Origin of the sequence: Rathayibacter sp. AY1B7, assembly GCF_002932735.1 — a bacterium.
Lineage (GTDB): Bacteria > Actinomycetota > Actinomycetes > Actinomycetales > Microbacteriaceae > Rathayibacter.
This window is the reverse complement of the sequence record NZ_PSWK01000001.1, coordinates 297,059-321,209: the sequence shown is the minus strand read 5'-3', so window position 1 is coordinate 321,209 and position 24,151 is coordinate 297,059. Positions and strand designations below refer to the sequence as shown.

The following is a 24,151-nucleotide window of genomic DNA, read 5'->3' as shown; positions in this document are numbered from 1 at the left end:
CCCCTGCATCGACCCCCGGCGAATCGGGGCTCACGAAATCGATGTCTTCCGTCGGGGGCAGGGGACGAGCGGGCCTCCAGGGAGAGGCACCGCTCGGCTCCGTGAGCGCAGCCTGTGCGAACATCACGAATTCATAAAGGATAACCACGGCCGACGGGATCCGGCCAGAGGCCGCCGCGCACAGGCGCGATCGGGGCACGACGCGCGGCGAGCCCCGGCGGGATCCTGCGCCGATCCGCCTCTTGGCGCACGGAATCCGTGTCGGCTCGGCCTGGGAGAGCGGTTACACCTCGTCCGCGCGCAGGCGGCGCAGCAGATCCTCCAGCTCGGCGAAGAGAGGATCCGGTGCCGCGATGAGCAGCCCGGAGCCGAAGGGTGCGCCGTCGAGTCCCGCGACCCGCGCACCCGCCTCCTCGGCGATGAGGGCGCCCGCAGCGAGGTCCCACGGGTTCAGGCCCCGCTCGTAGTACGCATTCAGCTGCCCGGTGGCCACCGAGCACAGGTCGAGCGCCGCCGAGCCGATGCGGCGGATGTCGCGGACCGAGCCCAGGAGCTCCTGCACCACGGCGCCCTGACGCATCCGGCGGCCCGCGTCGTAGCCGAAGCCGGTGCCCACCAGCGCGAGCGAGAGGGAGGAGGGAGCCGAGACCTGCAGCACGACTCCGTCCCGCTCGGCTCCCCCGCCTCGGCTGGCCGTGGTCACCTCGCCCGTCGCTCCGTTCACGACCGCGCCGGCGAGCGCGGTCCAGGTCGCGGGATCCGGCTCCCCCTCCACCACAGCGATGCTGACCGCGTAGGAGGGGATGCCGTAGAGGTAGTTGACGGTCCCGTCGATCGGATCGACGACCCAGGTCAGCCCGCTCGTGCCGCCCCCCGACCCCGACTCCTCGCCGAGGAAGCCGTCGTCCGGACGCGCCTCGGCCAGGCGCCGGCGGATCAGCTCCTCGACCTCCCGGTCCGCGGCCGTCACCACGTCCTCCGGGGACGACTTCGACGCGGCGATCTCGACACCGTCCTGCCGCCGCTGGCGGGCGAGGTGCGCCGCCTCGACGGCGATCGAGCGGGCGATGGCGAGGAGGGGGGCGTTGTCGCTCATGGCCCCAGCCTAGGGATCGGGCCCATCATGGGGGGATGAGCACCCCTATCGCCCTCACGGGAGCCACCGGAGCCGTGGGCGGTCGCGTCGCGCGCGAGCTCGCCGATGCCGGTCACGCCCTCCGCCTGCTGGTCCGCGACCCGTCCCGCGCGCCCGAGCTCCCCGGGGCCGAGGTGGTGCGCTCCTCCTTCGCCGACGCGGGCGACTCGCTCGAGGGCGTGCGCCTCCTCCTGATGGTCTCCGCCTCCGAGAACGAGGAGCGCCGCGCCGAGCACCTCGCATTCGTCGACGCAGCCGCCGCCGCGGGTGTCGAGCACGTCGTCTACACCTCCTTCGCCGGAGCCGCACCCGACGCGATCTTCACCCTCGCCCGAGACCACGCGGCCACCGAGGACGCGATCCGCCGCTCCGGCATGGGCTGGACGTTCCTCCGCGACAACCTCTACCTCGACTTCCTGCCCGCGATGCTCGGCGACGACGGCGCGATCCGCGGACCCGCGGGATCGGGCCGTGCCGCCGTCGTCGCGCGCGAGGACGTGGCCCGCGCCGCCGCCGCGGTCCTCCGCTCCCCCTCCGAGCACCGCGGAGCCGCCTACGAGCTGACCGGGCCCGAGGCCCTCACCCTCGACGAGGTCGCGGCGACCCTGACGGCGGCGGGCCGCCCCGCCGTGTACGTCGACGAGACCCTCGAGGAGGCGTACGCATCTCGCCGCCGGTGGAACGCACCGGACTGGCAGCTGGACGCCTGGGTCAGCACCTACTCCGCGATCGCCGCCGGACAGCTGGAGCACGTCTCGGGCGACGTCGAGCGGCTGACCGGACGGCCGCCGCTCTCCCTCGCAGCGTTCCTGGAGCAGGAGGCGCGGGGCTGAGGCGACGGCGCGGGCCGGAAAGGCGCTCCCCCGGAAAGGCGCTCCGCCGGAAGGGCGATCCCCCGACATGCGGAACGCCCCGCGCATCTCGTGATGCCGGGGCGTCTGCTGGATGTTCCTGCTCGGTGGCGAGTGAGGGATTCGAACCCCCGAAGGCTACGCCGTCTGATTTACAGTCAGATCCCTTTGGCCGCTAGGGTAACTCGCCGTGGCGCACCCGACCGCGTGTTCACAACCGGAGGCGCTCAGCAAGGATACCCACGCGACCGGCGGATCGGAAATCGGTGCCGCGCGGCCTCAGTCCGCCTCCGCCGCGTAGCGGGACGCCGCCTCCGCGACCTTCCCCGCGTAGCTCCCGGCCGGGTTGTAGGCCGCGATCGCCGCCCGCCATCCCGACTCCGTCGAGAGGTCGCCGCCGGCGTCGCAGAGGTACCGGGCGGCGGTCACCGCCTGCTGGTCCACGTTCTGCGGATCCCATCCGCTCGACGCCCACGCCATCCACGTCGCCGGGATGATCTGCAGCGGACCCATCGCCCGGTCGACCTCGGCGTCGCCGTCCAGAGCCCCGCCGTCGTTGTCGGGGACCCGGTCGAAGCGCGTTCCGTCCAGGCGCGGACCGTAGATCGGCTCCGTCGGCCGCCCGTCCTCGCCCAGCTCGCCGCCGTCGATCGTGCCGTGCCTGCTCTCGACGTAGCCGATGCCGGCCAGGGTCGCCCAGTCCAACCGGCAGTCGGGGTCGACCGACGCCGTGAGGAGGGCCGTGCCCGCGTAGGCGGTGAGCGCACGCAGCGGGATGCCGCTCCCCTCGGACGCCGTGCCCAGCCACGCCTCGTCGGCGAGCAGTCGCACCGGCGTCGCCGCGGCCTGCTCGGGATCCTCCAGCACGACGGGGTCGGCCGCGACGGGAGCGGTCGCCGCGGGAGGGACGGTGGACAGGCCCTCCTCGACCGTCAGCGCGGGCGGCCGCTGGCCGCAGCCGGCCAGGAGGAGGCCGGCGAGCGGGACGAGGACGAGAACGGGGAGGCGGCGCACCCCTCAGAGGTACCAGCCGCGCCTGGGGCCGGGCTCCGCCACGCCTGAAAGCTAAACTCGGAGCCATGGCAGATTCAACGTTCGACGTCGTCAGCAAGATCGACAAGATGGAGGCGGACAACGCCCTGAACCAGGCCCACAAGGAGGTCGAGCAGCGCTACGACTTCAAGAACGTCGGCGCCTCGATCGCCTGGAGCGGCGAGAAGATCCTGATCAAGGCCAACACCGAGGAGCGGGCGAACGCCATCCTCGACGTCTTCCAGTCGAAGCTGATCAAGCGCGGCATCAGCCTCAAGAGCCTCGACGCGGGCGAGCCCTTCGCGTCCGGAAAGGAGTACCGGATCGAGGCCACCCTCAAGGAGGGCATCGACCAGGAGCACGCGAAGAAGATCAACAAGCTCATCCGCGACGAGGCGCCGAAGTCGGTCAAGTCGCAGATCCAGGGCGACGAGCTCCGCGTCTCCTCGAAGAGCCGCGACGACCTCCAGGCGACCATGGCGCTCCTGCGCGGAGCCGACCTCGAGCTCGACCTCCAGTTCGTCAACTTCCGCTGAGGAATGACGCACACGGGAGCACGCGCGTGACCGCCGGCATCGACGAGCCCGACCGGCGGGGCCGCACCGGACTCGACAGGGACGGGCTCGACCTCGTCGGGAACCCCGACGTGGTCGTGAAGGAGGTCACCCTCCTCTCGAGCGACTGGTACGTCCTCCGCACCACCCGCTTCGACTACCGGCACCGCGACGGCAGCTGGACGAGCGAGCAGCGCGAGACCTACGACCGGGGTAACGGCGCGGCGGTCCTGCTCTACGACGCCGACGCGCGCACCGTCGTCCTGATCCGGCAGTTCCGCTACCCCGCGTACGTGAACGGCGACCTCGACGGGATGCTCCTCGAAGTGCCCGCCGGTCTCCTGGACGAGGACGGGCCCGAGGAGGGCGCCCGCCGCGAGGCGTCCGAGGAGACCGGACTCGAGGTCGGCCGGCTCGAGCACGTGTTCGACGCGTTCATGAGCCCCGGCTCGGTCACCGAGAAGCTGCACTTCTACGCCGGGCGCTACCGCGCGGGGACCCGCAGCGGAGCGTTCGCGGGACTCGCCGACGAGGGCGAGGACATCGAGGTCCTCGAGCTCTCGTTCGACGAGGCGCTGACCCAGATCGGCGTGCAGATCGTCGACGCGAAGACGATCATGCTCCTGCAGTGGGCGGCCCTGTCCGGCCCGTTCTCGCGCTGACCCGCGGACGTCGCGGCTCCGTGCGCCTCAGCGCGCGTACTCGGCGAGGGCGCGTCCGGTCAGCGTGTCCGCCGCCGCGAGCCCGACCGGAGTCCCCTCGAAGACGATCGTCCCTCCGTCGTGCCCGGCTCCGGGCCCCACGTCGATGATCCAGTCCGCGTGCGCCATCAGGGCGCGGTGGTGCTCGATCACCACGACCGAGTTCCCGGAGTCGACCAGCCGGTCGAGCAGTCCGAGCAGTGTGTCGACGTCCGCGAGGTGCAGGCCCGTGGTCGGCTCGTCGAGCAGGTAGACGGATCCGGACGAGGCCATGTTGATCGCGAGCTTGAGGCGCTGGCGCTCGCCCCCGGACAGCGTGTTCAACGGCTGTCCGAGCGTGAGGTAGCCGAGACCGACGTCGACGAGACGGGCGAGCACCGTGTGCGCCGGTCCGCTCGCGAAGAACTCCGCGGCGTCGACGATCGGCATCGAGAGCACCTCGTGGATGTTCCTCCCGCGGAGGCGGTACTCGAGCACCTCAGCGGTGAACCGCTTGCCGTCGCACTCCTCGCAGACCGACGAGACCGTCGCGGCGGGGCCCAGCTCGGTGAAGATCATCCCGGCCCCCTTGCAGACGGGGCAGGCGCCTGCCGAGTTCGCGCTGAAGAGCGCCGGTCTCACACCGTTCGCCTTCGCGAAGGCCGCCCGGATCGCGTCGAGGACCCCGGTGTAGGTCGCCGGATTGCTGCGCCGCGAGCCGCGGATCGGCGACTGGTCGGCCACCACCACGCCGGGCCGACCCGCGAGCGAGCCGTGCAGGAGCGACGACTTCCCCGACCCTGCGACTCCGGTGACGACGGTCAGCACGCCCAGCGGGACGTCCACGTCGACGCCGCGGAGGTTGTGCGTGGAGGCCCCGCGGATCTCCACCGCCCCGGTCGGACGGCGCACGGCCTCCTTCAGCGGGACGCGGTGACCGAGATGACGGCCCGTCAGGGTGTCGGACGTGCGCAGCTGCGCCACCGTCCCCTCGAACCGCAGCTCGCCGCCGTGCGCGCCGGCCCTCGGACCGAGGTCGACCACGTGATCGGCGATCTCGATGATCTCCGGCTTGTGCTCGACCACCAGGACGGTGTTGCCCTTGTCCCGCAGGCGGCGCAGCAGCTCGATCATCCGCGAGACGTCGTGCGGATGCAGACCCGCCGTCGGCTCGTCGAAGACGTACGTGACGTCCGTGAGGCTCGATCCCAGATGCCGCACCATCTTGACCCGCTGCGCCTCACCGCCCGAGAGGGTGCCCGACTCCCGATCGAGCGACAGGTAGCCCAGCCCGACCTGGACGAGGGCGTCGAGCGTCCCGAGGAGGGTCTCGACGATAGGAGCGACGGACGGCGCCTGCAGCCCGCGGAGCCACGCGGCGAGGTCGGTCGCCTGCAGCGCGGCGCACTCGGCGATGTTCCGGCCCCCGATGCGCGACTCCAGTGCCGCGCGGGTGAGCCGGCCGCCTCCGCACTCGGGACAGGCGGCGAAGGTGGCCACCCGCTCGGCGAAGGCGCGGATGTGCGGCTGGGCCGCCTCCTTCGCCAGGTAGAGGCGGGTGACCTTCACCAGGAGGCCCTCGTAGGTCATCGTCATCCCGGCGATGGCCATCTTCGTGGCCGGACGGTGGAGGAACGCGTCCATCTGCTCGGGCGTGAAGTCGGCGATCGGCACATCGGCCGGATAGAGGCCCGACTCGGCGAGGCCCTTCCAGTACCAGCCGCCGACGACGAAGTTGGGGATCGCGTCGAGAGCGCCGCCCTCGAGCGACTTCGAGCGGTCGATCAGCGCGTCGAGGTCGATGCTCGACACCCGGCCCGTCCCCTCGCACCGCGGGCACATCCCCTCCGGCAGGTTGAAGGAGAACGCACCGCTCGTGCCCGCGTGCGGATCGCCGATCCGGCTGAAGAGGATCCGCAGCATCGTGTACGCGTCGGTCGCCGTGCCGACCGTGGACCGGCCGTTCGACCCCATCCGCTCCTGGTCGACGACGATCGTGGCCGACAGTCCGTCGAGCGACTCCACGTCCGGGCGGGCCGGCGACCCCATGAACTGCTGCACGAAGGCGGAGTAGGTCTCGTTGATGAGGCGCTGGGACTCGGCCGCGATGGTGCCGAAGACGAGCGACGACTTGCCGGAGCCCGAGACCCCGGTGAACACGGTGATCCTCCGCTTCGGGATGTCGACGTCGATCCCCCGGAGGTTGTTCTGGCGCGCACCGCGCACCCGGATGACGTCGTGGGGCGAGGCCGTGGTCATGCTGTCTCCGTCCAGAGCGGTGCCCGAATCCTAGAGGAGGTGCGCGGCGTCCGCGCCGGAACGACGAACGGCCCCCCGGAGTGCACCGGAGGGCCGTTCGGAGAGCACGCGTCAGAGCGCGACCGGCTCCGCCCGCGAGATCGCGATCATGTCCTCGCGAGGAACGACCTTCACGCGCGCACGGCCCTCGGGCTCGCCGAGCGCCATCTCGTGCTCGTCCAGCCGGTGCCAGCCGTCGAGATCCGTGTAGGCGATCTCCCGCTCCTCGAGCAGGGCGACCACGGCCGCCTCCTCGGGGTGCTCGGGCGTCCACCAGGACGCCTGGTCGTTGAGCACGTGCGCGACGGTCTCCATGGCGTCGGACTTGGTGTGCCCGATGAGGCCCACCGGTCCGCGCTTGATCCAGCCGGTCGCGTACACGCCGTGGACCTGCTGGTCCTCGTCGTCCAGGACCTGGCCCTCGCGGTTCGGGATCACGCCGCGCATCTCGTCGAACGGGAGGCCGTCGAGCGGCGAGCCGAAGTAGCCGACCGCGCGGTACACGGCCTGGACCGGGACCTCGCGGATCTCACCCGTGCCGCGCACTCCGCCCTCGCCGTCCGGCTCGGTGCGCTCGTACCGGATCGCGCCGACCCGACCGGATCCGTCGTCCACGAACTCGAGCGGCTTCGCCCAGAAGTGCAGGTGGAGACGACGCGAGGCGCTCCCGACCTCGCGGGTGCGCCACTGGTTGAGCACCCGGTTGATGACCATGACCTGCTTGTTGGTCGCGATGGCGGCCTCCGAAGCGGGATCGAGGTCGAAGTCCTCGTCGGCGACGATCATGTCGACGTCGCGCAGCTCGCCCAGCTCGCGCAGCTCCAGCGGCGTGAACTTCACCTGAGCGGGACCGCGGCGCCCGAAGACGTGCACGTCGGTGACAGGAGACGCCTTCAGCCCCTCGTAGACGTTCGGCGGGACCTCGGTGGGCAGGAGGTCCTCGGCGTGCTTCGCCAGCATCCGCGAGACGTCGAGCGCCACGTTGCCGTTGCCGATGACGGCGACGGAGGACGCCTCCAGCGGCCAGGTGCGCGACACGTCGGGGTGGCCGTCGAACCAGCTGACGAAGTCGGCCGCACCGTAGGAGCCCTGGAGCTCGACACCCGGGACGTCGAGCGGAGCGTCGCGGACGGCGCCGGTCGCGAAGATCACGGCGTGGTAGTGCCGCTTGAGATCCTCGAGCGTGATGTCGGTCCCGAAGTGCACGTTGCCGAAGATGCGGATGTCGCCCCGGTCGAGCACCTCCCGCAGCGCGGTGATGATCCCCTTGATGCGCGGGTGATCGGGCGCGACGCCGTAGCGGACCAGGCCGTAGGGCGCGGGCAGGTGCTCGAACAGATCGATCGAGACGTCGTACTTCTTCTCGGCCTTGATCATGAGGTCGGCGGCGTAGATGCCCGCGGGACCCGCGCCGACGATGGCCAGCCTGAGCTTGGTCATTGCGTTCCTCCTGCCGGGGCGCCGCAGCGCACAACCGGTCTCATTCCTGCGGCGCAGGGCGCGCCGCGACGATCGGGGTCAGCCGTTGCGCTCGACGACGGTGTCGGCGAAGCGCGTCAGCGCCTTGCGGACGGAGCCGTCGGGCAGCGGAGCGAGGGCGGCGACGGCCTCGTCGGCCCACCGGTGGGCCTCGGCGAGGGTCTGCGCGGTGACGTCGTGATCGCGCAGCTGAGCGATGGCGTCCGAGATGTCGGCGCTCTGCTCCTCCGTGTGCGCGATGGCGTCGTTCGAGCGGCTCACATAGCTCTCGATGCGGGCGAGGAGAGCCGCGGCCTCCCTATCGGAGGAGGCGCGCTCGCGCAGGCGCAGGATCGGCAGCGTCGACACGCCGGCGCGGATGTCCGTGCCGGGGTTCTTGCCGGTCTCCTCCGGCTGGGGAGAGAGGTCGATGACGTCGTCGACGATCTGGAAGGCGACGCCGATCTTCTCGCCGAAGACGCGCATGGCCTCCTCGTACTCCTCCGGAGCCTCCGAGAACGCGACTCCCGTGCGGCCCGCCGCGGCGATCAGGGACCCGGTCTTGTCGGCCAGGACGGACAGGTAGTGCTCGACCGGGTCCTCGCCGTCGGTCGGGCCGACCGTCTCGTGCAGCTGCCCGAGGACGAGACGCTCGAACGTGTCGGCCTGGAGCCGGATCGCCTTGTCGCCGAGCTCGACCATCAGCTGGTTCGCGCGGGCGAAGAGCAGATCGCCCGTCAGGATGGCCACGTTGTTGCCCCACACGGTCTGCGCCGACGGGACGCCGCGGCGCTTCTCCGCCTCGTCCATGACGTCGTCGTGGTAGAGCGATGCGAGATGCGTGATCTCGATCGCCTGCGCACCGAGCAGGACCTGCGGCGTGTTGCCGCGGCCCAGCGACGCGGCCAGGAGGGTGAGCATCGGGCGCACGCGCTTGCCGCCCGCCTCGAGGAGGTACCGGGTGGAGACGTCGGCCACAGCGTCCGCGAAGGACAGCTGCCGGACGAGACCCTCCTCGACCTGCTCCAGACCCGCGTCGATCGTGCGGGCGAGAGCCCGGTCCGACGAGGAGGAGAAGATGCGCTCGGAGAGGCCGAGCTGCGCCGTCAGAGACGGGCTGCGACGGGCGACGGGCGCAGTGGCGTTCACAGGGAAACCCTAACGTCTCGGCCTGTGCGGACCCCGGTCGTCATCGGGTCGGCGCGATCGGCTTGACGCCGCGGTGCAGCGCCACGATGCCCGCGGTCAGATCGCGGTAGGCCACGCGCTCGAAGCCCGCCGCGCGGAGCCAGGCGGCGACGACGCTCTGCTCCGGCCAGGCCCGGATGGAATCGCCGAGATAGTCGTACGCAGGATTGTTCGACGACGCGAGGCGCACGACGGCGGGCATGACCGTCGACAGGTAGAAGTCGTACGCGGCGGCCAGCGGAGCGATCGGCGGAGTCGAGAACTCGCAGATCACGACCCGGCCGCCGGGCTTCAGCACACGCAGGAACTCGGCGAGCGCCGTCCTCGGCTCGGCCACGTTGCGCAGACCGAACGAGATGGTCACGGCGTCGAACGACTCGTCCTCGAACGGGAGATCCATCGCGTCGGCCTGGACGAACTCGATCCGGTCGTTGCCCGCCTGACGGCGACGGCCGACGGCGATCATCCCCGGGGAGAAGTCGGCTGCGACGACCTGGGCGCCCGACCGCGCCAGCGACGCGCTCGACGTTCCGGTGCCGGCCGCGATGTCGAGGATGCGCTCACCGGGAGCAGGGTTGACGGCGCGAGTCGTCGCGATCCGCCAGAGCCGGTCGTTCCCCACCGAGAGGAGTCCGTTCACCAGGTCGTAGGCGGGAGCCACGGTGTCGAACATCGAGGCGACCTCGTCGGGCCGTTTGGTGAGGTCTGCCTTCGTCACGATCCGCAAGTCTACGGCGAGACGAGGGACGGCGGCTGTGCATCCGCCGTCCCGCGCCCGGTCGGCGCGCTCCCCCCTGGGGAAGCGCCGGGACCGCCCCGCTCCGCCTCGCGCGGCGGCCCCGGACCGGATCACGGTAGCAACGGAGCCCTGCGCCCCGAGCCCCGCGGCATGGGACGTCCCATCCTCTGGCGCGGGCGTACCCTGCTGAGGTGACGCTCATCGGCGCTGGAACCCCCCTGCTGCGTGCGGAGACGACTCCACTGGACTCTCCGCCGTCGCTCCTCTCCCACTCCGACCCGAGGCGGCCCCTCCTCTGGCAGCGCGACGGCGCCGGGCTCAGCGGACGCGGGGAGGCCCTGCGCCTCGAGTTCTCGGGCCCGGAACGGCTGCGGGAGGCGGCGGCGGCCTGGCGGCGGCTCTGCGACGCGGCGACGGTGGAGGACCGGGTCGGACTGCCCGGGACGGGGCTGGTCGCGTTCGGGACCTTCGCTTTCTCGAGCCGATCCGAGGCGACGAGCGTGCTGATCGTGCCGCGCACCGTGATCGGGACGCGCGACGGCCGGTCATGGCTGACGCGGATCACGATCGGCGAGGCGGAGAGACCGTATACGCCGAGCGAGGAGCCGCTGGGGGCGGAGTACCACGTGCCGCTCTCGCCGGGTGCGCTGCCGCCGGACGGGTACCGCGCGGCGGTCGCTGCCGCGGTGGAGACGATCCGGGCGGGTGAGCTGTCCAAGGTCGTGATCGCGCGCGATCTGCAGGGGCGGCTCCCGCCGGGGGCGGACCTGCGTCGGATGCTGGGTGCGCTCACCGAGCGCTACCCGGACTGCTGGGGCTTCGCCGTGGACGGATTCCTCGGCGCCAGTCCGGAGACGCTGGTCGCGGTCGATCGGGGCGAGATCTCGGCGAGGGTGTTGGCCGGCACGGCCGCACGAGGCGAGGATCCCCTCGCCGACGCGGACGTGGAGGCCGCTCTGCTCGAGAGTCCGAAGGACCGCTCGGAGCACGCTTTCGCTCTCGCCAGTCTGGTCCGGGAACTCGAGCCCCACACACGGGAGCTGACGGCGGGCGCCGCCCCGTTCACGCTCCGCCTGCCGAATCTCTGGCACCTCGCGACGGACGTGCGAGGAATTCTGGACGACTCCTCCAGCGCGCTCGATCTCGTCGATGCTCTTCACCCGACCGCCGCAGTGGCCGGCACTCCGACCGCCGACGCCCTTGCGCTCATCGAGCACCTGGAGCCCTTCGACCGCGGTCGGTACGCAGGACCCGTCGGCTGGATCGACGGCAACGGCGACGGCGAGTGGGCCGTCGGACTCCGCAGCGCCGAGGTCACGGCCGAGGGCGCGGTCACGGCCTGGGCGGGCGCCGGCATCGTGGCCGACAGCGTTCCCGAGTCCGAGCTCGCCGAGACCCGCATGAAGTTCCGCCCGATCACCGACGCGCTGGCCTGACGCACGTCGGGAGTCGTTGAAGCCGTCGGCTACCCGGCGCCTACCCCGCCGGGTCCCCGTCGAGCCGGGGAGCACCCGGCCGTCGTCCTGCACCCACCGGCGGACGCCCGGGCAGCGCCGGCGGCCGGGTCGTCACGCGGCGGCCGGTCGGTGTGGTCCAGTCCGCTGTGCCGTCCGGATGGAGCAGATACGTCCAGCGGTCGCCGTGGCGCACGTGGTGGTGGGCGACGCACAGGGAGGCGAGGTTGTCGGGAGTCGTCTCTCCCCCGTTCCGCCATTCGACGCTGTGGTCGGTCTCCGTCGAGGACGCCGGCCGGGTGCAGCCCGGGAAGCGGCAGGTCTGGTCGCGGAGGCGGACCAGCAGCCTCATCCTCGGCGGTGGGAGCCGGTGGCGGCGCCCGACGGAGACGACCGCGCCGGTCTCCTCGTCGGTCAGCACGGGAGTGAAGGCGGCGTCGTCGTCGATGAGCGCTCGCACCGCCTCGGCGGGGATCGGCCCGTAGCCGTCGAGCTCGGCGGCCGCCTCGTCGTCACCTGCGGCGGTGCTCGCCGCCACGGTGACTCTCACCTCGGCCCGCAGCCCGGTCGAGGGCGCCGCGGCTCCCTCCGGAGTGGTCCCCGCCACGTCCCCGTGGCAGAGCAGGTCGGCCCACGCGTCGGCGCGGAGCTGCGCCAGCGTCCGCAGATCGCGGTCCCCTTCGGCGCCGTCCCGCAGATCCCTCGCGATGCGGTCGAGCCGGGCGAGCGCTCCGACGGCCTCGGGCGCGGGGACGTGCGCGCACACCGTCGCCATGCCGTCGATCCCGGCTGTCATCCACACCCGGCGGTCCTCACGGGCGCGAGCGTGCCGCTCGGCGAGGGGCTCGTCGTGCAGCTCCTCCCGCACCCGCGCGAGGGCGTGGCGCAGCTGCCCCGGGGTCAGCGTCTCCGCGAGGTCGACGGCCCGGTCGTCGTAGGCCGCGCGCGCCGCTGCCGGGAGGGTCGCCGCGACGGAGCAGACGAGCTGGCCGGCCTCCCAGCGCATCCTGGCGTCGGCGAGCGCGGAGCGGGTCCGCGGCAGCTCCTCCATCAGGAGCGAGGCGTGCAGCAGCTCCCTGGCGGCGGTGCGCTCGGAGACCCCGAGGGCGACGGCGAACTCCGCTCGGATCGACCGTTCGACGAGGTCCGTCGCATCCTTGCTGTCCGTCGAGGAGCCTCGGGCGAACGCGTCGGGACAGGTCAGCGCCGCGCGGTGTCCCGCGTGCAGCGCCTCCGCCGCGGTCAGGAGCACCGGGGAGGCGCTCCTCGCGAGCGCCGCCGCCCGGTCGCCGAGGGCGAGGACCTCTCCTCGCACCGTCTCCGCATCAGCCATGCCTCCAGCGAAGCAGCAGCAGACGAGCTGCGGAGCTCGAACGAGGCGTCCCCGGGAGAACAGCGTCCGACGACGACCTGTGGAGGACCGTCCGACCGGGCCCGGGCGTACTCAGCGCTCGAGCCGGATCTCCACGATGCCCGGCCCGTCGCCCGGCGAGGTCAGCGCCTGCTCCAGCTCGCCGCGCGTCGCCGCACGACGGTGGCCCCACCCGTAGGCGTGCGCGAGAGCCTCCAGATCGGCGTTCTGCGGGGTGAACTGCACGCGATCGAACGCATCGGGATGCGAGCTCGATGCGACCTCGAGTCCGTCGAAGATCGTGCCGCCCCCGTCGTTCACGACGACGAGCTGCACGCGCGGGCGCCGTTCTCCGGGCGGGAGGAGGAGGCCGCCGGCCTCGTGGAGCAGAGTGAGATCGCCGAGGACCGCCCGGGTGACTCCGCCGGCTCCCTGCTCGGTCGCCTGCGAAGCCACCGCGATCCCGAGAGCCGTCGAGATCGTGCCGTCGATGCCGGCGAGGCCGCGGTTCGCCAGGACGGATATCCGCTTGCCCGGCAGGGTCCCGTCGGCGACGCGGATCAGCCGCGACGCTCCGAACAGCAGCCGGTCGTGCGGCCAGGTGACCTTCCAGACCGCGGCGACGACGAAGTCGCGGGTGAGCGGTGCCCTGATCGCGGCGAGGGCGTTGCGCGCGTAGCCGCGGCGGTCCTCGACCGACATCGACCCGGCGTCGGGGACCTCGTCCAGCTCGTCGGGGTCGACAGTCAGGGCGCGGCTCGCGGACACCCAGGATCCGGCCCAGGCGCGCTCGCCGCGCTCGGGACGCGGCGATCCCTCGGGGCGGACCACGTCGACGCCTCCGACGCGGCGGGCGCGCCGGCCGGGATTGTAGAACTGCTCGCGCACGGCGTCCACGACGATCACCTCGACGTCCTCGCGCCGCAGCAGCTCGGGGACCTCGCGGGAGAGCGTCGGGTGTCCGAGCACGATCGCCCGGCGGATGCATCCGCCGAAGTCGGGCTCGCCGAGCAGGCGACGCCAGGCGACGACGAGCTGCGGTCCGAAGCGGGCGCCGGAGGAGACCTCGGCCAGCAGCGGCCAGTCGCCGGCGCGAGCGATCTCCTCGGCCGCGGCGCCCGCCTTGTCCCCGGCGATGACGACCGTGAGCGGCTCACCGGGACCGGCGGTCACGACGGCACGCGGGATCCCGGATCCGACAGCGGGCGACGAGACCGGTTCGATCCCCTCCATGTCGGGCAGAGCGGAGGAGAGCGGGTCGCGGAAGGAGAGGTTCAGGTGGACCGGCCCGCGGCGCGCCGCGGTGACGGCACGATCGGCGAGCGCCCGCGCGTCCTCGGGCCGGGAGGCGTCGTCCGGAGCAGCGACGTCCTCGAACAGCCGCACGGCTCGCCCGTACAGCTCGCGCTGCTCGGCCGTCTGGTTCGAGCGGATGCCGCGCAGCTCGTCGGGCCGGTCGGCGGTCAGGACGATCATCGGCACGTCCGAGGCGTCCGCCTCGAGCACGGCCGGGTGCAGGTTCGCGGTCGCCGTGCCGGAGGTCGTGATGACGAGCGCCGGCATCCCGGATTCGAGGGCGAGGCCCAGCGCCAGGAACCCAGCGGAGCGCTCATCGATCCGCACGTGCAGCCGGACGTCGCCGCGGGTCTCGAGCTCGGCCGCCACCAGGGCGAGCGCCTGCGAGCGGGAGCCCGGAGCGACGACGACGTCGCGGACGCCGAGCGCGACGAAGCGGGTGAGGAGGTCGACCGCGAATCGGGTGGAGGGGGCGACCGGCCGGTGCTCAGGCATCCCGGCGGCCGGGGCCGTCGGCCTCGCCCTGCTCGTCCATGTCGGCGAGGTCGCGCTCGAGCTGGGCGATGCGCTCGGCCTGCAGGCGTTCCTCCTCGGGGTCGCGCTCGGTGCGGAGGGTGCCGAGGAAGTCGGGGTCGTCGTCCGGAGCGGTGTAGCGGCGGCCGGCGGCGCGCTGCTTGCGGGGACGGCCGATCCAGAACCACAGTCCCGCACCGATGACCGGGAGGATCAGCACCACCAGGAGCCAGGACCACTTCGGGATCGCCCGCACGGCGTGACGGTTGCTCATCGCGACGTCGATCACGGTGTAGACCGTGAAGACGGCGAGGGCCACGAGCAGGCCGATGACGAGGCGGATCATGGACACGAGTCTACGTCCGGCACCCCCGTCGGGGAGGGTCCGCACGGACGCTGGACAGGAGGCTCCCACGGTGCTCACGGAAGCGCGTGCAGGGGCCGACGTACACTGTCCCGGTGAAACTGAGCCGCGCGGTCGTCGTCTACTCGCTCCTGCGCCTGGCGATGTTCGCCGGCGTCTTCGTGCTGGTGTACCTGCCGGCGCGCACCTTCGTCGACTCGGAGCTGACGGCAGCGGTCACCGCGGGCTTCGTCGCCGCGATCGCGAGCCTGTCCCTCTCCTACATCCTGCTGAGGAAGCCCCGCGAGCGCATCGCGGAGGCGATCTACGAGCGCCGCAAGGACGTCCCGCGCGCTCCGACCGACGACGACGTCGAGGACGCCGCGGTCGACGCGACCCGCGACGACCGCTGAGCCGGGCGATCCCGCCGGCGAGGGCTCCCCTCGGACGCGCTGACCCCGCTCGCACCAGGCCCGGCACGCAACAGCCGATATCACCCGAATCCGGCCCACCCGAGCCCGCCTCGTGCGAGCCGCCGCTCTAGAACGCCAGCGCCGCCCCGAGGATGACCGCGTAGGCGAGCCCGCCCAGGCTTGTCAGCTGCAGCGCCAGGATGAGCTCCTTCGCCGTCTTCGCCGTCAGGGTGATCAGGATGGCCGGCAGGATCATCAGAAGCACGAAGAGCGTCAGCCACGCCAGCGGGTAGAACAGCGCGAGGATCACCGCGATGCCGAACGGGATCAGCACGAAACCCGTGTAGATCGCTCGGGACACGGCCGGTCCTGCGAGCACCGCGAGGGTCCGCTTGCCCGAGAGGCGGTCGGTCGGGATGTCGCGGATGTTGTTGACCATGAGCACGGCGCAGGCGAACAGGCCCGCCGCCACGGCGCCGAGCCACGACTCCTGGTTGGTGCGGCCGATCTGCACGAACGTGGTGCCGACGGTGGCGACCAGGCCGAAGAACACGAAGACGAAGAGCTCGCCGAGCCCGAGGTAGCCGTAGGGGCGGCGTCCGCCGGTGTAGAACCAGCCCGCCGCGATCGCCGCCGCGCCGACGATCAGGAACCACCACTGCCCCGAGAGGGCGGTGAGCACGAGGCCGGCGACGGCCGCGATCCCGAAGAAGACCAGGGCGACGGTGAGCACCTGGCGGGGCTTCGCCGCTCCGGAGCCGGTCAGCCGCGAGGGTCCGACGCGGTTGGCGTCGGTGCCGCGCACGCCGTCGGAGTAGTCGTTGGCGTAGTTGACGGCGATCTGCAGGGCGAGCGAGACGGCCAGGCAGAGCAGGGCGCGCACCCAGTGCCAGCCCTCGTCGACGACCTGGGTCGCTCCGGTGCCGATGAGCACGGGGGCGACGGCCAGCGGGAGGGTGCGGAGGCGGGCGCCGGCGATCCACTCGCGGGGACCGGCGGGCTTCACGACGATCGTTCGCGGGCTGCCCCCGGGGCGGCCGCTGGAGGACTTCTTCTTGCGACTCGTACTCGACACGGAGGGAATCCTACCCACCGGCCCGTCGACGCTCGGAGCCGGTCAGCCCTGCTCGGCGAGCACCTCGAGGGCGCGGCGGTCGGGCTTCCCGGAGGCGAGGAGGGGGATGCGGCCGACGGGCAGCACGACCGCAGGAGCGGCGGCGCGCCCGAGGCGGTCGGCGATCAGGGTGCGCAGGTCGGTGAGCGCGGGAGCCTCCTCCGCCGTGACGACGACCGGGACCTCGCCCCACTGCTCGTCCGCCCGCCGCACGACGACCGCGTCGGGGACGGGCCCCTCGCGGAGCACGGCCTCGACGGCGTCGAGCGACACCTTCTCCCCGCCCGACACGATCACGCGGTCGAGCCGACCGGTCACCCGGAGGCGCCCGTCGACGATCGACCCCGCGTCGCCCGTGCGGTACCAGCGCTCCCCGTCGAGCTCGAGGAAGGCGGAGGCGCTGCGCTCGTGGTCGATCGCGCCGTCGGCGTCGAGGTAGCCCTCCGCGAGGGTCGGGCCGCCGAGCAGCACCTGCCCGTTCTCGACGCGCATCCGCACGTCGTGGAGCGGGACGCCGTCGTAGACGCAGCCGCCGGACGTCTCGCTCGATCCGTAGGTCAGGCGGATGCGCGCACCGAGGGCGGCGGCGCGGTCCCGCAACGGCTGCGGCGTCGCCTGGCCGCCGATCAGGAGCGCGTCGAACGAGCGGAGCGCCTCGGCCGCGGCCGGATCGCGCTCGGCGAGGTCCAGCAGCCGCGCGAGCTGCACGGGGACCAGCGAGGAGTACCGCCGCTCCCCCGCCGGCATCGTCCGAGCGAGAGCGAGGAAGGCCGCCGCGTCGAAGCCGCCGGCCGGGAGGACGACCGGGTCGGCCTCCGCGGTCAGCGAGCGGACGAGCACCTGCAGTCCCGCGACGTAGTGCGTCGGCAGGCAGAGCAGCCAGCGTCCCGGCCCGCCGAGCTCGGCGAGGGTCGTGGAGGCGCTGGTGAGCAGGGCCGCTGTCGAGAGCGCGACCCGCTTGGGCGGCCCCGACGACCCCGAGGTCTCGACGACGGCGGCGACGCGCTGCGGCACGACGGCATCCTCGGAGGCGGTCGCAGCGCCGGGGGCGGAGACGCGGATCGCCGGGCCGCTGCCGTCCAGGGCCGCGCGAAGAGCGAGGAGGACGGCCTCGACCGTCGCGTCGACACCGGCGAGCGGGCGGGTCACCTGCGTGCCCTCCGGCTCAGAACTGCCACGGGAACGGCGACCAGTCGGGCTCGCGCTTCTCGAGGAAGGAGTCTCGTCCCTCGACGGCCTCGTCGGTGCCGTAGGCGAGGCGCGTGGTCTCGCCCGCGAAGAGCTGCTGGCCCACGAGGCCGTCGTCCACGGCGTTGAACGCGTACTTCAGCATCCGGATGGCCGTGGGCGACTTGGTGAGGATCGTCTCGGCCCACTCCACCGCGGTCGTCTCGAGCTCGGCGTGCGGGACGACCGCGTTCACGGCGCCCATCTCGTAGGCGCGCTGCGCGGAGTACTCCCGCGCGAGGAAGAACACCTCGCGCGCGGCCTTCTGCCCGATCTGGCGGGCGAAGTACGCCGAGCCGTAGCCCGCGTCGAAGGAGCCGACGTCGGCGTCCGTCTGCTTGAATCGCCCGTGCTCGGCGGAGGCGAGGGTGAGGTCGCAGACCACGTGCAGCGAGTGCCCGCCTCCCGCGGCCCAGCCGGGGACGGCCGCGATGACGACCTTCGGCATGAAGCGGATGAGGCGCTGCACCTCGAGGATGTGCAGGCGGCCGTTCCGCGCGGAGTCGATGCCCTCGGCGGTCTCGCCGTCGGAGTACCGGTAGCCGTCGCGGCCGCGGATCCGCTGGTCTCCTCCCGAGCAGAACGCCCAGCCTCCGTCGCGCGGGCTCGGGCCGTTGCCGGTGAGGATGACGACGCCGATGCGCGGGTTCGTCCGGGCGTCCTCGAGGGCGCGGAACAGCTCGTCGACCGTGCGCGGCCGGAACGCGTTGCGGACCTCGGGCCGGTCGAACGCGACCCGCGCGATGCGGCCGGAGCGGTCGTGGTGGTAGGTGATGTCCTCGAGTGCGTCGAAGCCGTCGACGGCCGCCCAGCGGTGCGCGTCGAACAGTTCGGAGACCTGCGTGCTCATGTCACGACCCTACTGATCCGGACTGCACGGCGACTCGACACCGCTCGGGCAGACGGAAGGGGACCCCGCTGACGCGGAGTCCCCTTGCCGGTGCTCGCCCCTACTTGGCGGCGGAGGTGGTGCGGTTCTCGGCCGACACCATCCAGGCGTACTGCTCGAGGCTCTGGATGATCGCGTGGAGAAGGTCCGCGCTGGTCGGGTCCTCCTCGTCCACCTGGTCGTGGACCTCGCGCATGGTGGCGGCGGTGTTCTCGAGGCGGATCGTGACCAGGTCGACGGTCTCGGCCGTGTCGATCTCGCCGTGCGGGTACTCGGGGAGGGTGGTGGTCGCGGCGACGGTGTCGCTGCGGCCGTCCGGGATCCCGTGGAGGGCGCGCATGCGCTCGGCGATGTCGTCGCTGAACTCGCGCGCGGCTTCGATGATCTCGTCGAGCTGCAGGTGGAGGTCGCGGAAGTTCTTGCCGACGACGTTCCAGTGGGCCTGCTTGCCCTGGACGTGGAGCTCGATCAGGTCGACGAGGACGATCTGGAGGCTGTCGAGCAGCTCCTTGGAGGCCTTGAAGCCCTTCTCGGCGTTCTGACGGCGGCTGGTCTTGGCACCGGAGCCCGCGGGGGCTTCGACGTGGCGTTCGAGGGTGGTGGTCATGGACCGTTCCTTTCTCTTGCAGTGCCGGGTGCGGTGTCCCGCCCCGAGTCTGGCTTCTTCGGCTGGACGGCGCCCGCACGCGCGGGGTGCGCGCGCTGGGCGGGGCCCGTGGTTGCAGGGATCAGATCGTGGCGACGGATCCGGAGTCGACGCGGTAGTTCGAGCCGTTCACGAACGAGGCGCGGTCGGAGCAGAGGAAGGCGATCACGGCTGCGACCTCCTCGGCCTCGCCCCGGCGCTTCAGCTCCATGTACGGCCGCTCCTCGTCGAGGAAGGACGAGATCGCCTCGTCGACCGAGGTGCCCCTCTGCTCGGCGCGCTTGGACATCATCGCGTCGGTCATCGGAGTGCGGATGAACGCGGGCGAGACCGTGTTCACGAGCAGGCCCTCCTGCGCGTAGGAGCGCGAGAGGCCCTTGGCGAAGGCGAGGACGCCCGCCTTCGCGGCGCAGTAGGGCAGTTCGTCGTCGTAGGGCTGCACGGCGTCCTCGGAGGCGGTGAGCACGAGCCGGCCCCAGCCTCCGGTGCGGAGGTCGGGGAGGAACTCGCGCACGAGCCGCACAGGCCCGAGCAGATCGACCTCGAGGGTGCTGGTCCAGCCCTCGTCGTCGATCTCGTGGAAGAGGCCCTGCGCCCCCGTGACTCCGGCGCACTGCACGAGGATGTCGATCGCGCCGACCGCTCCGGCCACGCGGCGGTGCAGCTCGGCGAGCTGCTCCGTGCTGGTGACGTCGGCGGCGAAGGCGTGCAGGCGGCCCTCCGGAGCGTCGAGCCCGGCCGCGGCCCGGTCCAGCTCCGCCTGGTCCTTGTCGGTGATCACGACGGTCGCGCCTTCGGCGAGGAGGAGCTGCGCCGTGGCCAGGCCGATGCCGGAGTCGCCTCCGGTGACGAGGGCGGTGCGGCCGGTGATCCCGAGATCCATGCTGAGGTGCTCCTTGTGGGTGCGGTGCGAGGGGGTGGTACCGGTCTACGCCCCTCGGAGCCGGCCCTCAACGGGTTGCGCGGACGCCGTCGGCGGGGTTACGCGCGGCCGACCTTCTCCGGCGCCAGCTCCTCGATGGTGATGGCCGCGTTGATCAACGCGAGGTGGCTGAGCCCCTGCGGCAGGTTGCCCCAGAAGGCCAGGTCGTCGACCGCGATCATCTCGGACATGATCCCGACGTCGTTCGGGACCGTGGCGACGAGCTCGTCCATCAGGGCGACCGACTCGTCGTGCCGACCGACGCAGGCCAGGGCGGAGGCGAGCCAGAACGAGCAGGCCACGAACGGGTGCTCCTCGCCCTCCATGCCGGAGTAGCGGAACAGCAGCGCGCCGCGGCCGAGCTCCTTCACCAGGGCGTCGATGGTGGAGATCATCCGCTCGCCGCGCTCATAGCCGCTGGGCGCGTGCAGGAGCACCGAGGCGTCCAGCTCCTCGCTGCCCGGGTACATCACGTAGGAGCCGAGCTCCTCGGACCAGCAGTGCTCCTCGATCCACTCCCGGATGCGGTCGCGCTCGAAGCGCCATCGGTCGGGGCTGCCCGCGACCTGGCCGAGCTCCGCCAGGTGCACGGCCGCGTCGAGCGCCTGCCAGCAGCCCATCTTCGAGGAGGTGTAGTGCTGCTCCTCCTCCAGCTCCCACATTCCTGCATCGCGGTTCCGCCACAGGTCGCAGGTGGTGTCGGCGACGCGGGCGAGGAGCCGACCGGTCTGGATGTCGAGGACGTTGCCCTCGTCGACGTAGATGCGGCAGATGTCGAAGAGGTCGCCGAAGACGCCCAGCTGCAGCTGGCTCTGCGCTGCGTTGCCGGCGACGACCGGGCCGATGCCGGCGTAGCCCGGGACGTCGAACTCCTCCAGGACGGTCGGCATGGAGCCGTCGAGTCCGTAGAAGATGTGCAGGTCCGGCCCGTGCTCCTTGATCGTGCGGAGGAGCCAGGACAGCGCGGCGTGCGTCTCCTCGCGCAGGCCGAAGCGCACCAGCGCGTGCATCGTGTACGCGGCGTCGCGCACCCAGGCGAAGCGGTAGTCCCAGTTCTTGCCGCCGTTGGGCGACTCCGGGAGCGACGTGGTCGCGGCCGCGGCGATGGCTCCTGTGGGCGAGTAGATCAGCAGCTTGAGCGCGAGGGCGCTGCGCTGGACGGCCTCGGACCACGGGCCGTCGTAGGAGAACTCCTCCGACCAGTCCTGCCAGCTGCGGATGGTGCGGTCGATGCCGCGGTCGACGTTCTTCGCGACCGGGAAGTGCAGCGGCTCGTCGTGCGTGGCCGACACGACCAGGACGTGCCGCACGGCGTCCTTCCCCGCGGTCACGACGAAGGAGCCCGTCAGCTCGTCGCCGGCGCCGGAGGGCGCGTCGTCGCCGTCGGGCCCGTGCTCCTGCCCGGTGACGCCGATGGTGATGTCTCCGGCGCGGATGAGCGATCGGCCGTCGGCGTTCTGGATCCACGGGGAGAACCGGCCGAGTCCCGTTCCGGGACGCACGGCCCACCGCATCCGCACCTCGCCGTCGACACCGTCCACGCGGCGCGCGAGCTCGGCCCACGGGAGGCGGCCCGCGATCCCGGTGACGAGCGCGTCCGTCACGCGGACGGTGCCCGACTCGGTGGTGAAGGTGGTCTCGAGGACGTTCGTGTCGCGGATGTAGGCGCGCGAGACCTCGGCGGGCTCCTCGGGGGCGAGCTCGACGCAGCCGCCGGACTCGGCGTCGATCAGGGCGGCGAAGGCGGGGGTGGAGCCGAGGTCCGGGACGGGCATCCAGTCGACGCTGCCGTCCTTCGCGATCAGGGCGACCGTGCGACCGTCTCCGATCGCGGCGTAGTCGCGCAGGGGCCTGGTCGAGCGGGGTGCAGCCATCCCCTCACCGTAGGGCGCGGGCGGTGCGCCGATTCGGGCTTGCGGGCGGACGGGCTTGCTTGTAGCGCCCGGTCAGGTCGCGGCGACTCCGCCGTACTCCTCGAGGCGGTCGGTGAACTCGCCGCGGTCCTCGTCCTGCAGGACCCCGTTCGCGTACCCGGCGAGGAACGCGCCCTGCGGGTCCGGCGAGAGGCCGACTCCGTCCAGCATGTCGGCGACCAGGCCGGTCGGATCGGCGTCGAGGTCGACGAGGCCCAGCTCGATCGCGGGCACGAGGTCGGCGGAGGAGCGGGCGGTGACGATCCAGAGCGCGGCCGAGGCCTCCTCGTCCGAGAGGTCGCCGTCGAGCTCGTAGCCCGCCTCCGACCACTCCTCGGGGGTGTCGGCCACCTCGACGTCGTCGAAGCCGAGGGGCGCGAGCGCTGCGGTGAAGCGGTCGACCGCCGCCTGCCTGTCGGCGTCGGTCGAGACGTCGGCGGCGGCGTACTCGGTCGCCGAGATGTAGTCGTACAGAAGGGAGGGCCCGCCGTAGGCGTTCTGCGACTGCTCGTAGTACTCGTCGTCGGCCGAGGTCCACTCCTCAGGGACGGCGCCCTCGACGGCCGCGACGGCCTGCTCGGCACTCGCGCGCACGTCCTCCGCGGACGGCTGGCCGAGTATCGTCGCGGCGTCGCCGTCCTGGTAGCCGGGGTAGTCGTAGAGCGGATCGGACGGGTCCCCGCTGCCGAACGGGTCGTCCGTCGGGTCGCCGAACGGCTCGGACGGAGCGCTCGTCGACGCGCTGCCGGCGGCGGAGTCGAGCGCGCCGCCCACTCCGACGGCGACGAGCGTGCCGAGCACGCCGGTGTAGACGACGCCCACGAGGAGGCTCGTGCCCAGCGCGATCCAGGCGCCCCTGCCGAGCGGGCGGTGGGAGGGGACGGAGCCCTGCGTCGGGCCCGGGGCGGGCGCGGGCGGCGGGCTCATCGGCATCTGGCTCATCGCACTCCTCCGGACTCCAACGGCAGCCTCGTCAGTCTGGCACCTCGGCGGCCGCTCGGAGGAGGGACCCCGGGGGCTTGCGCGCGCGTCGCCGACCTCCTGCGCGCGGGTGGCCGCCGCGTGGCCCCGGCCGGTGGACAATGGCCGGATGGACGACGTCGTGCCCGCCTCCCCGCTCCCCTCCCTCGGCGAGATCGACGCGGGACTCCGCGTCGTCGCTCTGCCGCTCCGCACCCGCTTCCGCGGCGTCGACCACCGCGAGATCGCGCTCGTGCGCGGCCCCGAGGGCTGGACCGAGTTCTCGCCCTTCCTCGAGTACGGCGCAGAGGAGTCGGCGGCGTGGCTCCGGGCGGCGATCGACTACGGCTGGAGCGAGCAGCCGGCACCGCTGCGCGACCGCATCCCGGTGAACGCGACCATCCCGGCCGTGGCACCGCACGAGGTCGCCGCCGTGCTCGCGAGCTACCACGGCTGCCGCACTGCGAAGGTGAAGGTCGCCGAGCGCGGCCAGACGCTGGCCGACGACGTGGCCCGGGTCGTCGAGGTCCGCCGCCTGCTCGGTCCGGAGGGCCGGATCCGCGTGGACGCGAACGGCGGCTGGAACCTCGACGCGGCCGAGCACGCCGTCCACGCCCTCGCGGAGTCCGACCTCGAGTACGTCGAGCAGCCGTGCGCGAGCGTCGACGAGCTGGCGGAGCTGCGCTACCGGGTGAAGTACATGGGCATCCCGATCGCCGCCGACGAGAGCGTCCGCAAGGCCGCCGATCCGCTCGCCGTCGCCCGGGCCGGAGCCGCGGACCTGCTGGTCGTGAAGGCCCAGCCGCTCGGGGGGACGCGCCGGGCGCTGGCCCTCGTCGCCGAGGCGGGGCTGCCGGCGGTGGTCTCGAGCGCGATCGACAGCTCGGTCGGACTCGCCATGGGCGCCGCCCTGGCCGCGGCGCTCCCCGAGCTGCCCTTCGACTGCGGACTCGGCACCGCGTCCCTCCTCGCCGCGGACGTCACGGAGCGGCCGCTGCGGCCGGTCGACGGCGGGATCCCCGTCGGCCGCGTGGAGGTCTCGGAGGAGCTCCTCTCCCGTCACGCCGTGTCACCGGAGCGGCTCGCCTGGTGGCGGGCGCGGCTCCGCGACTCCTACGCGCTGCTCTGATCGTCGGCGGCGGGCGCCGTGTCGGAGGGGCGGCAGAATGGGAGCG

At 72.6% G+C, this 24,151-nt stretch carries 22 protein-coding genes and 1 tRNA gene; 6 read left to right on the top strand and 17 right to left on the bottom strand.

Features of this window, described 5'->3' with window-relative positions:
* Positions 1-283 precede the first annotated feature (283 nt).
* Positions 284-1,096, bottom strand: a complete 813-nt coding sequence (locus C5C95_RS01410; protein ID WP_104247938.1) for an inositol monophosphatase family protein — start codon at positions 1,094-1,096, stop codon at positions 284-286.
* Between the two features lie 35 nt (positions 1,097-1,131).
* Here C5C95_RS01410 and C5C95_RS01405 point away from each other — a divergent pair, with 35 nt between their 5' ends.
* On the top strand, positions 1,132-1,968 hold the full coding sequence (locus C5C95_RS01405) for an SDR family oxidoreductase (RefSeq protein WP_104323628.1): 837 nt from the start codon (positions 1,132-1,134) through the stop codon (positions 1,966-1,968).
* A 126-nt stretch (positions 1,969-2,094) separates the two neighbouring features.
* On the opposite strand, the gene C5C95_RS01400 is transcribed toward C5C95_RS01405, so the two are convergent.
* Both C5C95_RS01400 and C5C95_RS01395 read right to left on the bottom strand, forming a co-directional pair.
* Positions 2,095-2,176: transfer RNA gene (locus tag C5C95_RS01400), tRNA-Tyr, on the bottom strand.
* 89 nt (positions 2,177-2,265) lie between these two features.
* The gene (locus tag C5C95_RS01395; RefSeq protein ID WP_104247936.1) at positions 2,266-3,000 is read right to left on the bottom strand and encodes a hypothetical protein; all 735 of its coding nucleotides are present in this window, start codon (positions 2,998-3,000) and stop codon (positions 2,266-2,268) included.
* A 65-nt stretch (positions 3,001-3,065) separates the two neighbouring features.
* Between C5C95_RS01395 and C5C95_RS01390 the strand changes: the two genes are divergently transcribed.
* Together C5C95_RS01390 and C5C95_RS01385 are read left to right on the top strand one after the other, a co-directional pair.
* Positions 3,066-3,554: a YajQ family cyclic di-GMP-binding protein gene (locus tag C5C95_RS01390; RefSeq protein WP_104223606.1), complete on the top strand. Its 489-nt coding sequence runs from the start codon at positions 3,066-3,068 to the stop codon at positions 3,552-3,554.
* 26 nt (positions 3,555-3,580) lie between these two features.
* A complete protein-coding gene (locus C5C95_RS01385) occupies positions 3,581-4,234 on the top strand; it encodes an NUDIX domain-containing protein (protein WP_104223605.1) in 654 nt (217 codons plus the stop codon).
* Positions 4,235-4,261: 27 nt separating this feature from the next.
* Here C5C95_RS01385 and C5C95_RS01380 read toward each other — a convergent pair whose 3' ends face one another.
* The 4 genes from C5C95_RS01380 to ubiE form a co-directional block, all read right to left on the bottom strand.
* Positions 4,262-6,511 (bottom strand): excinuclease ABC subunit UvrA, encoded by a 2,250-nt coding sequence (locus C5C95_RS01380; RefSeq protein ID WP_104262959.1) that lies wholly within the window; start codon positions 6,509-6,511, stop codon positions 4,262-4,264.
* 111 nt (positions 6,512-6,622) lie between these two features.
* A complete protein-coding gene (locus C5C95_RS01375) occupies positions 6,623-7,990 on the bottom strand; it encodes an FAD-dependent oxidoreductase (RefSeq protein ID WP_104257164.1) in 1,368 nt (455 codons plus the stop codon).
* 78 nt (positions 7,991-8,068) lie between these two features.
* Positions 8,069-9,157: a polyprenyl synthetase family protein gene (locus C5C95_RS01370; protein WP_104249782.1), complete on the bottom strand. Its 1,089-nt coding sequence runs from the start codon at positions 9,155-9,157 to the stop codon at positions 8,069-8,071.
* Between the two features lie 40 nt (positions 9,158-9,197).
* Positions 9,198-9,914, bottom strand: a complete 717-nt coding sequence (ubiE, locus tag C5C95_RS01365; protein WP_104323645.1) for a bifunctional demethylmenaquinone methyltransferase/2-methoxy-6-polyprenyl-1,4-benzoquinol methylase UbiE — start codon at positions 9,912-9,914, stop codon at positions 9,198-9,200.
* A gap of 212 nt (positions 9,915-10,126) precedes the next feature.
* Here ubiE and C5C95_RS01360 point away from each other — a divergent pair, with 212 nt between their 5' ends.
* Positions 10,127-11,371, top strand: a complete 1,245-nt coding sequence (locus C5C95_RS01360; RefSeq protein ID WP_374953719.1) for an isochorismate synthase MenF — start codon at positions 10,127-10,129, stop codon at positions 11,369-11,371.
* A 40-nt stretch (positions 11,372-11,411) separates the two neighbouring features.
* Here the strand turns inward: C5C95_RS01360 and C5C95_RS01355 are convergent, their stop codons facing one another.
* From C5C95_RS01355 to C5C95_RS01345, 3 genes are all read right to left on the bottom strand, one after another.
* Positions 11,412-12,722, bottom strand: a complete 1,311-nt coding sequence (locus C5C95_RS01355; protein WP_104323627.1) for an HNH endonuclease signature motif containing protein — start codon at positions 12,720-12,722, stop codon at positions 11,412-11,414.
* 111 nt (positions 12,723-12,833) lie between these two features.
* Complete coding sequence (menD, locus tag C5C95_RS01350) at positions 12,834-14,531, bottom strand: 2-succinyl-5-enolpyruvyl-6-hydroxy-3-cyclohexene-1-carboxylic-acid synthase (RefSeq protein ID WP_104323626.1); 1,698 nt, start codon at positions 14,529-14,531, stop codon at positions 12,834-12,836.
* Positions 14,524-14,895: a PLD nuclease N-terminal domain-containing protein gene (locus tag C5C95_RS01345; RefSeq protein WP_104225908.1), complete on the bottom strand. Its 372-nt coding sequence runs from the start codon at positions 14,893-14,895 to the stop codon at positions 14,524-14,526. Before C5C95_RS01345 ends, menD begins: the two co-directional genes overlap by 8 nt.
* Positions 14,896-15,008: 113 nt before the next feature.
* Between C5C95_RS01345 and C5C95_RS01340 the strand changes: the two genes are divergently transcribed.
* The gene (locus C5C95_RS01340; protein ID WP_104239140.1) at positions 15,009-15,305 is read left to right on the top strand and encodes a DUF4229 domain-containing protein; all 297 of its coding nucleotides are present in this window, start codon (positions 15,009-15,011) and stop codon (positions 15,303-15,305) included.
* A gap of 127 nt (positions 15,306-15,432) precedes the next feature.
* Here C5C95_RS01340 and C5C95_RS01335 read toward each other — a convergent pair whose 3' ends face one another.
* The 7 genes from C5C95_RS01335 to C5C95_RS01305 all read right to left on the bottom strand — a co-directional run bounded on the left by C5C95_RS01335 (position 15,433) and on the right by C5C95_RS01305 (position 22,958).
* Positions 15,433-16,380 carry a 1,4-dihydroxy-2-naphthoate polyprenyltransferase gene (locus tag C5C95_RS01335; protein WP_374953057.1) on the bottom strand — a complete coding sequence of 316 codons (948 nt, stop codon included), beginning with the start codon at positions 16,378-16,380 and terminating at the stop codon, positions 15,433-15,435.
* Positions 16,381-16,422: 42 nt separating this feature from the next.
* Positions 16,423-17,568, bottom strand: coding sequence for an AMP-binding protein (locus tag C5C95_RS01330; RefSeq protein WP_104323625.1), 1,146 nt, complete (start codon positions 17,566-17,568; stop codon positions 16,423-16,425).
* Positions 17,569-17,584: 16 nt separating this feature from the next.
* The gene (locus tag C5C95_RS01325; protein ID WP_068255374.1) at positions 17,585-18,496 is read right to left on the bottom strand and encodes a 1,4-dihydroxy-2-naphthoyl-CoA synthase; all 912 of its coding nucleotides are present in this window, start codon (positions 18,494-18,496) and stop codon (positions 17,585-17,587) included.
* 100 nt (positions 18,497-18,596) lie between these two features.
* Positions 18,597-19,142: a Dps family protein gene (locus tag C5C95_RS01320; protein WP_104223596.1), complete on the bottom strand. Its 546-nt coding sequence runs from the start codon at positions 19,140-19,142 to the stop codon at positions 18,597-18,599.
* A 121-nt stretch (positions 19,143-19,263) separates the two neighbouring features.
* Positions 19,264-20,064, bottom strand: a complete 801-nt coding sequence (locus tag C5C95_RS01315) for an SDR family NAD(P)-dependent oxidoreductase (RefSeq protein WP_104266734.1) — start codon at positions 20,062-20,064, stop codon at positions 19,264-19,266.
* 98 nt (positions 20,065-20,162) lie between these two features.
* Positions 20,163-21,977 carry a glycoside hydrolase family 15 protein gene (locus C5C95_RS01310; RefSeq protein WP_104247930.1) on the bottom strand — a complete coding sequence of 605 codons (1,815 nt, stop codon included), beginning with the start codon at positions 21,975-21,977 and terminating at the stop codon, positions 20,163-20,165.
* Between the two features lie 72 nt (positions 21,978-22,049).
* Entirely contained in the window at positions 22,050-22,958 is a 909-nt protein-coding gene (locus C5C95_RS01305; RefSeq protein ID WP_104323624.1) for a hypothetical protein, read from the bottom strand.
* Positions 22,959-23,106: 148 nt separating this feature from the next.
* Between C5C95_RS01305 and C5C95_RS01300 the strand changes: the two genes are divergently transcribed.
* Entirely contained in the window at positions 23,107-24,105 is a 999-nt protein-coding gene (locus C5C95_RS01300) for an o-succinylbenzoate synthase (protein ID WP_104323623.1), read from the top strand.
* Positions 24,106-24,151 lie beyond the last annotated feature (46 nt).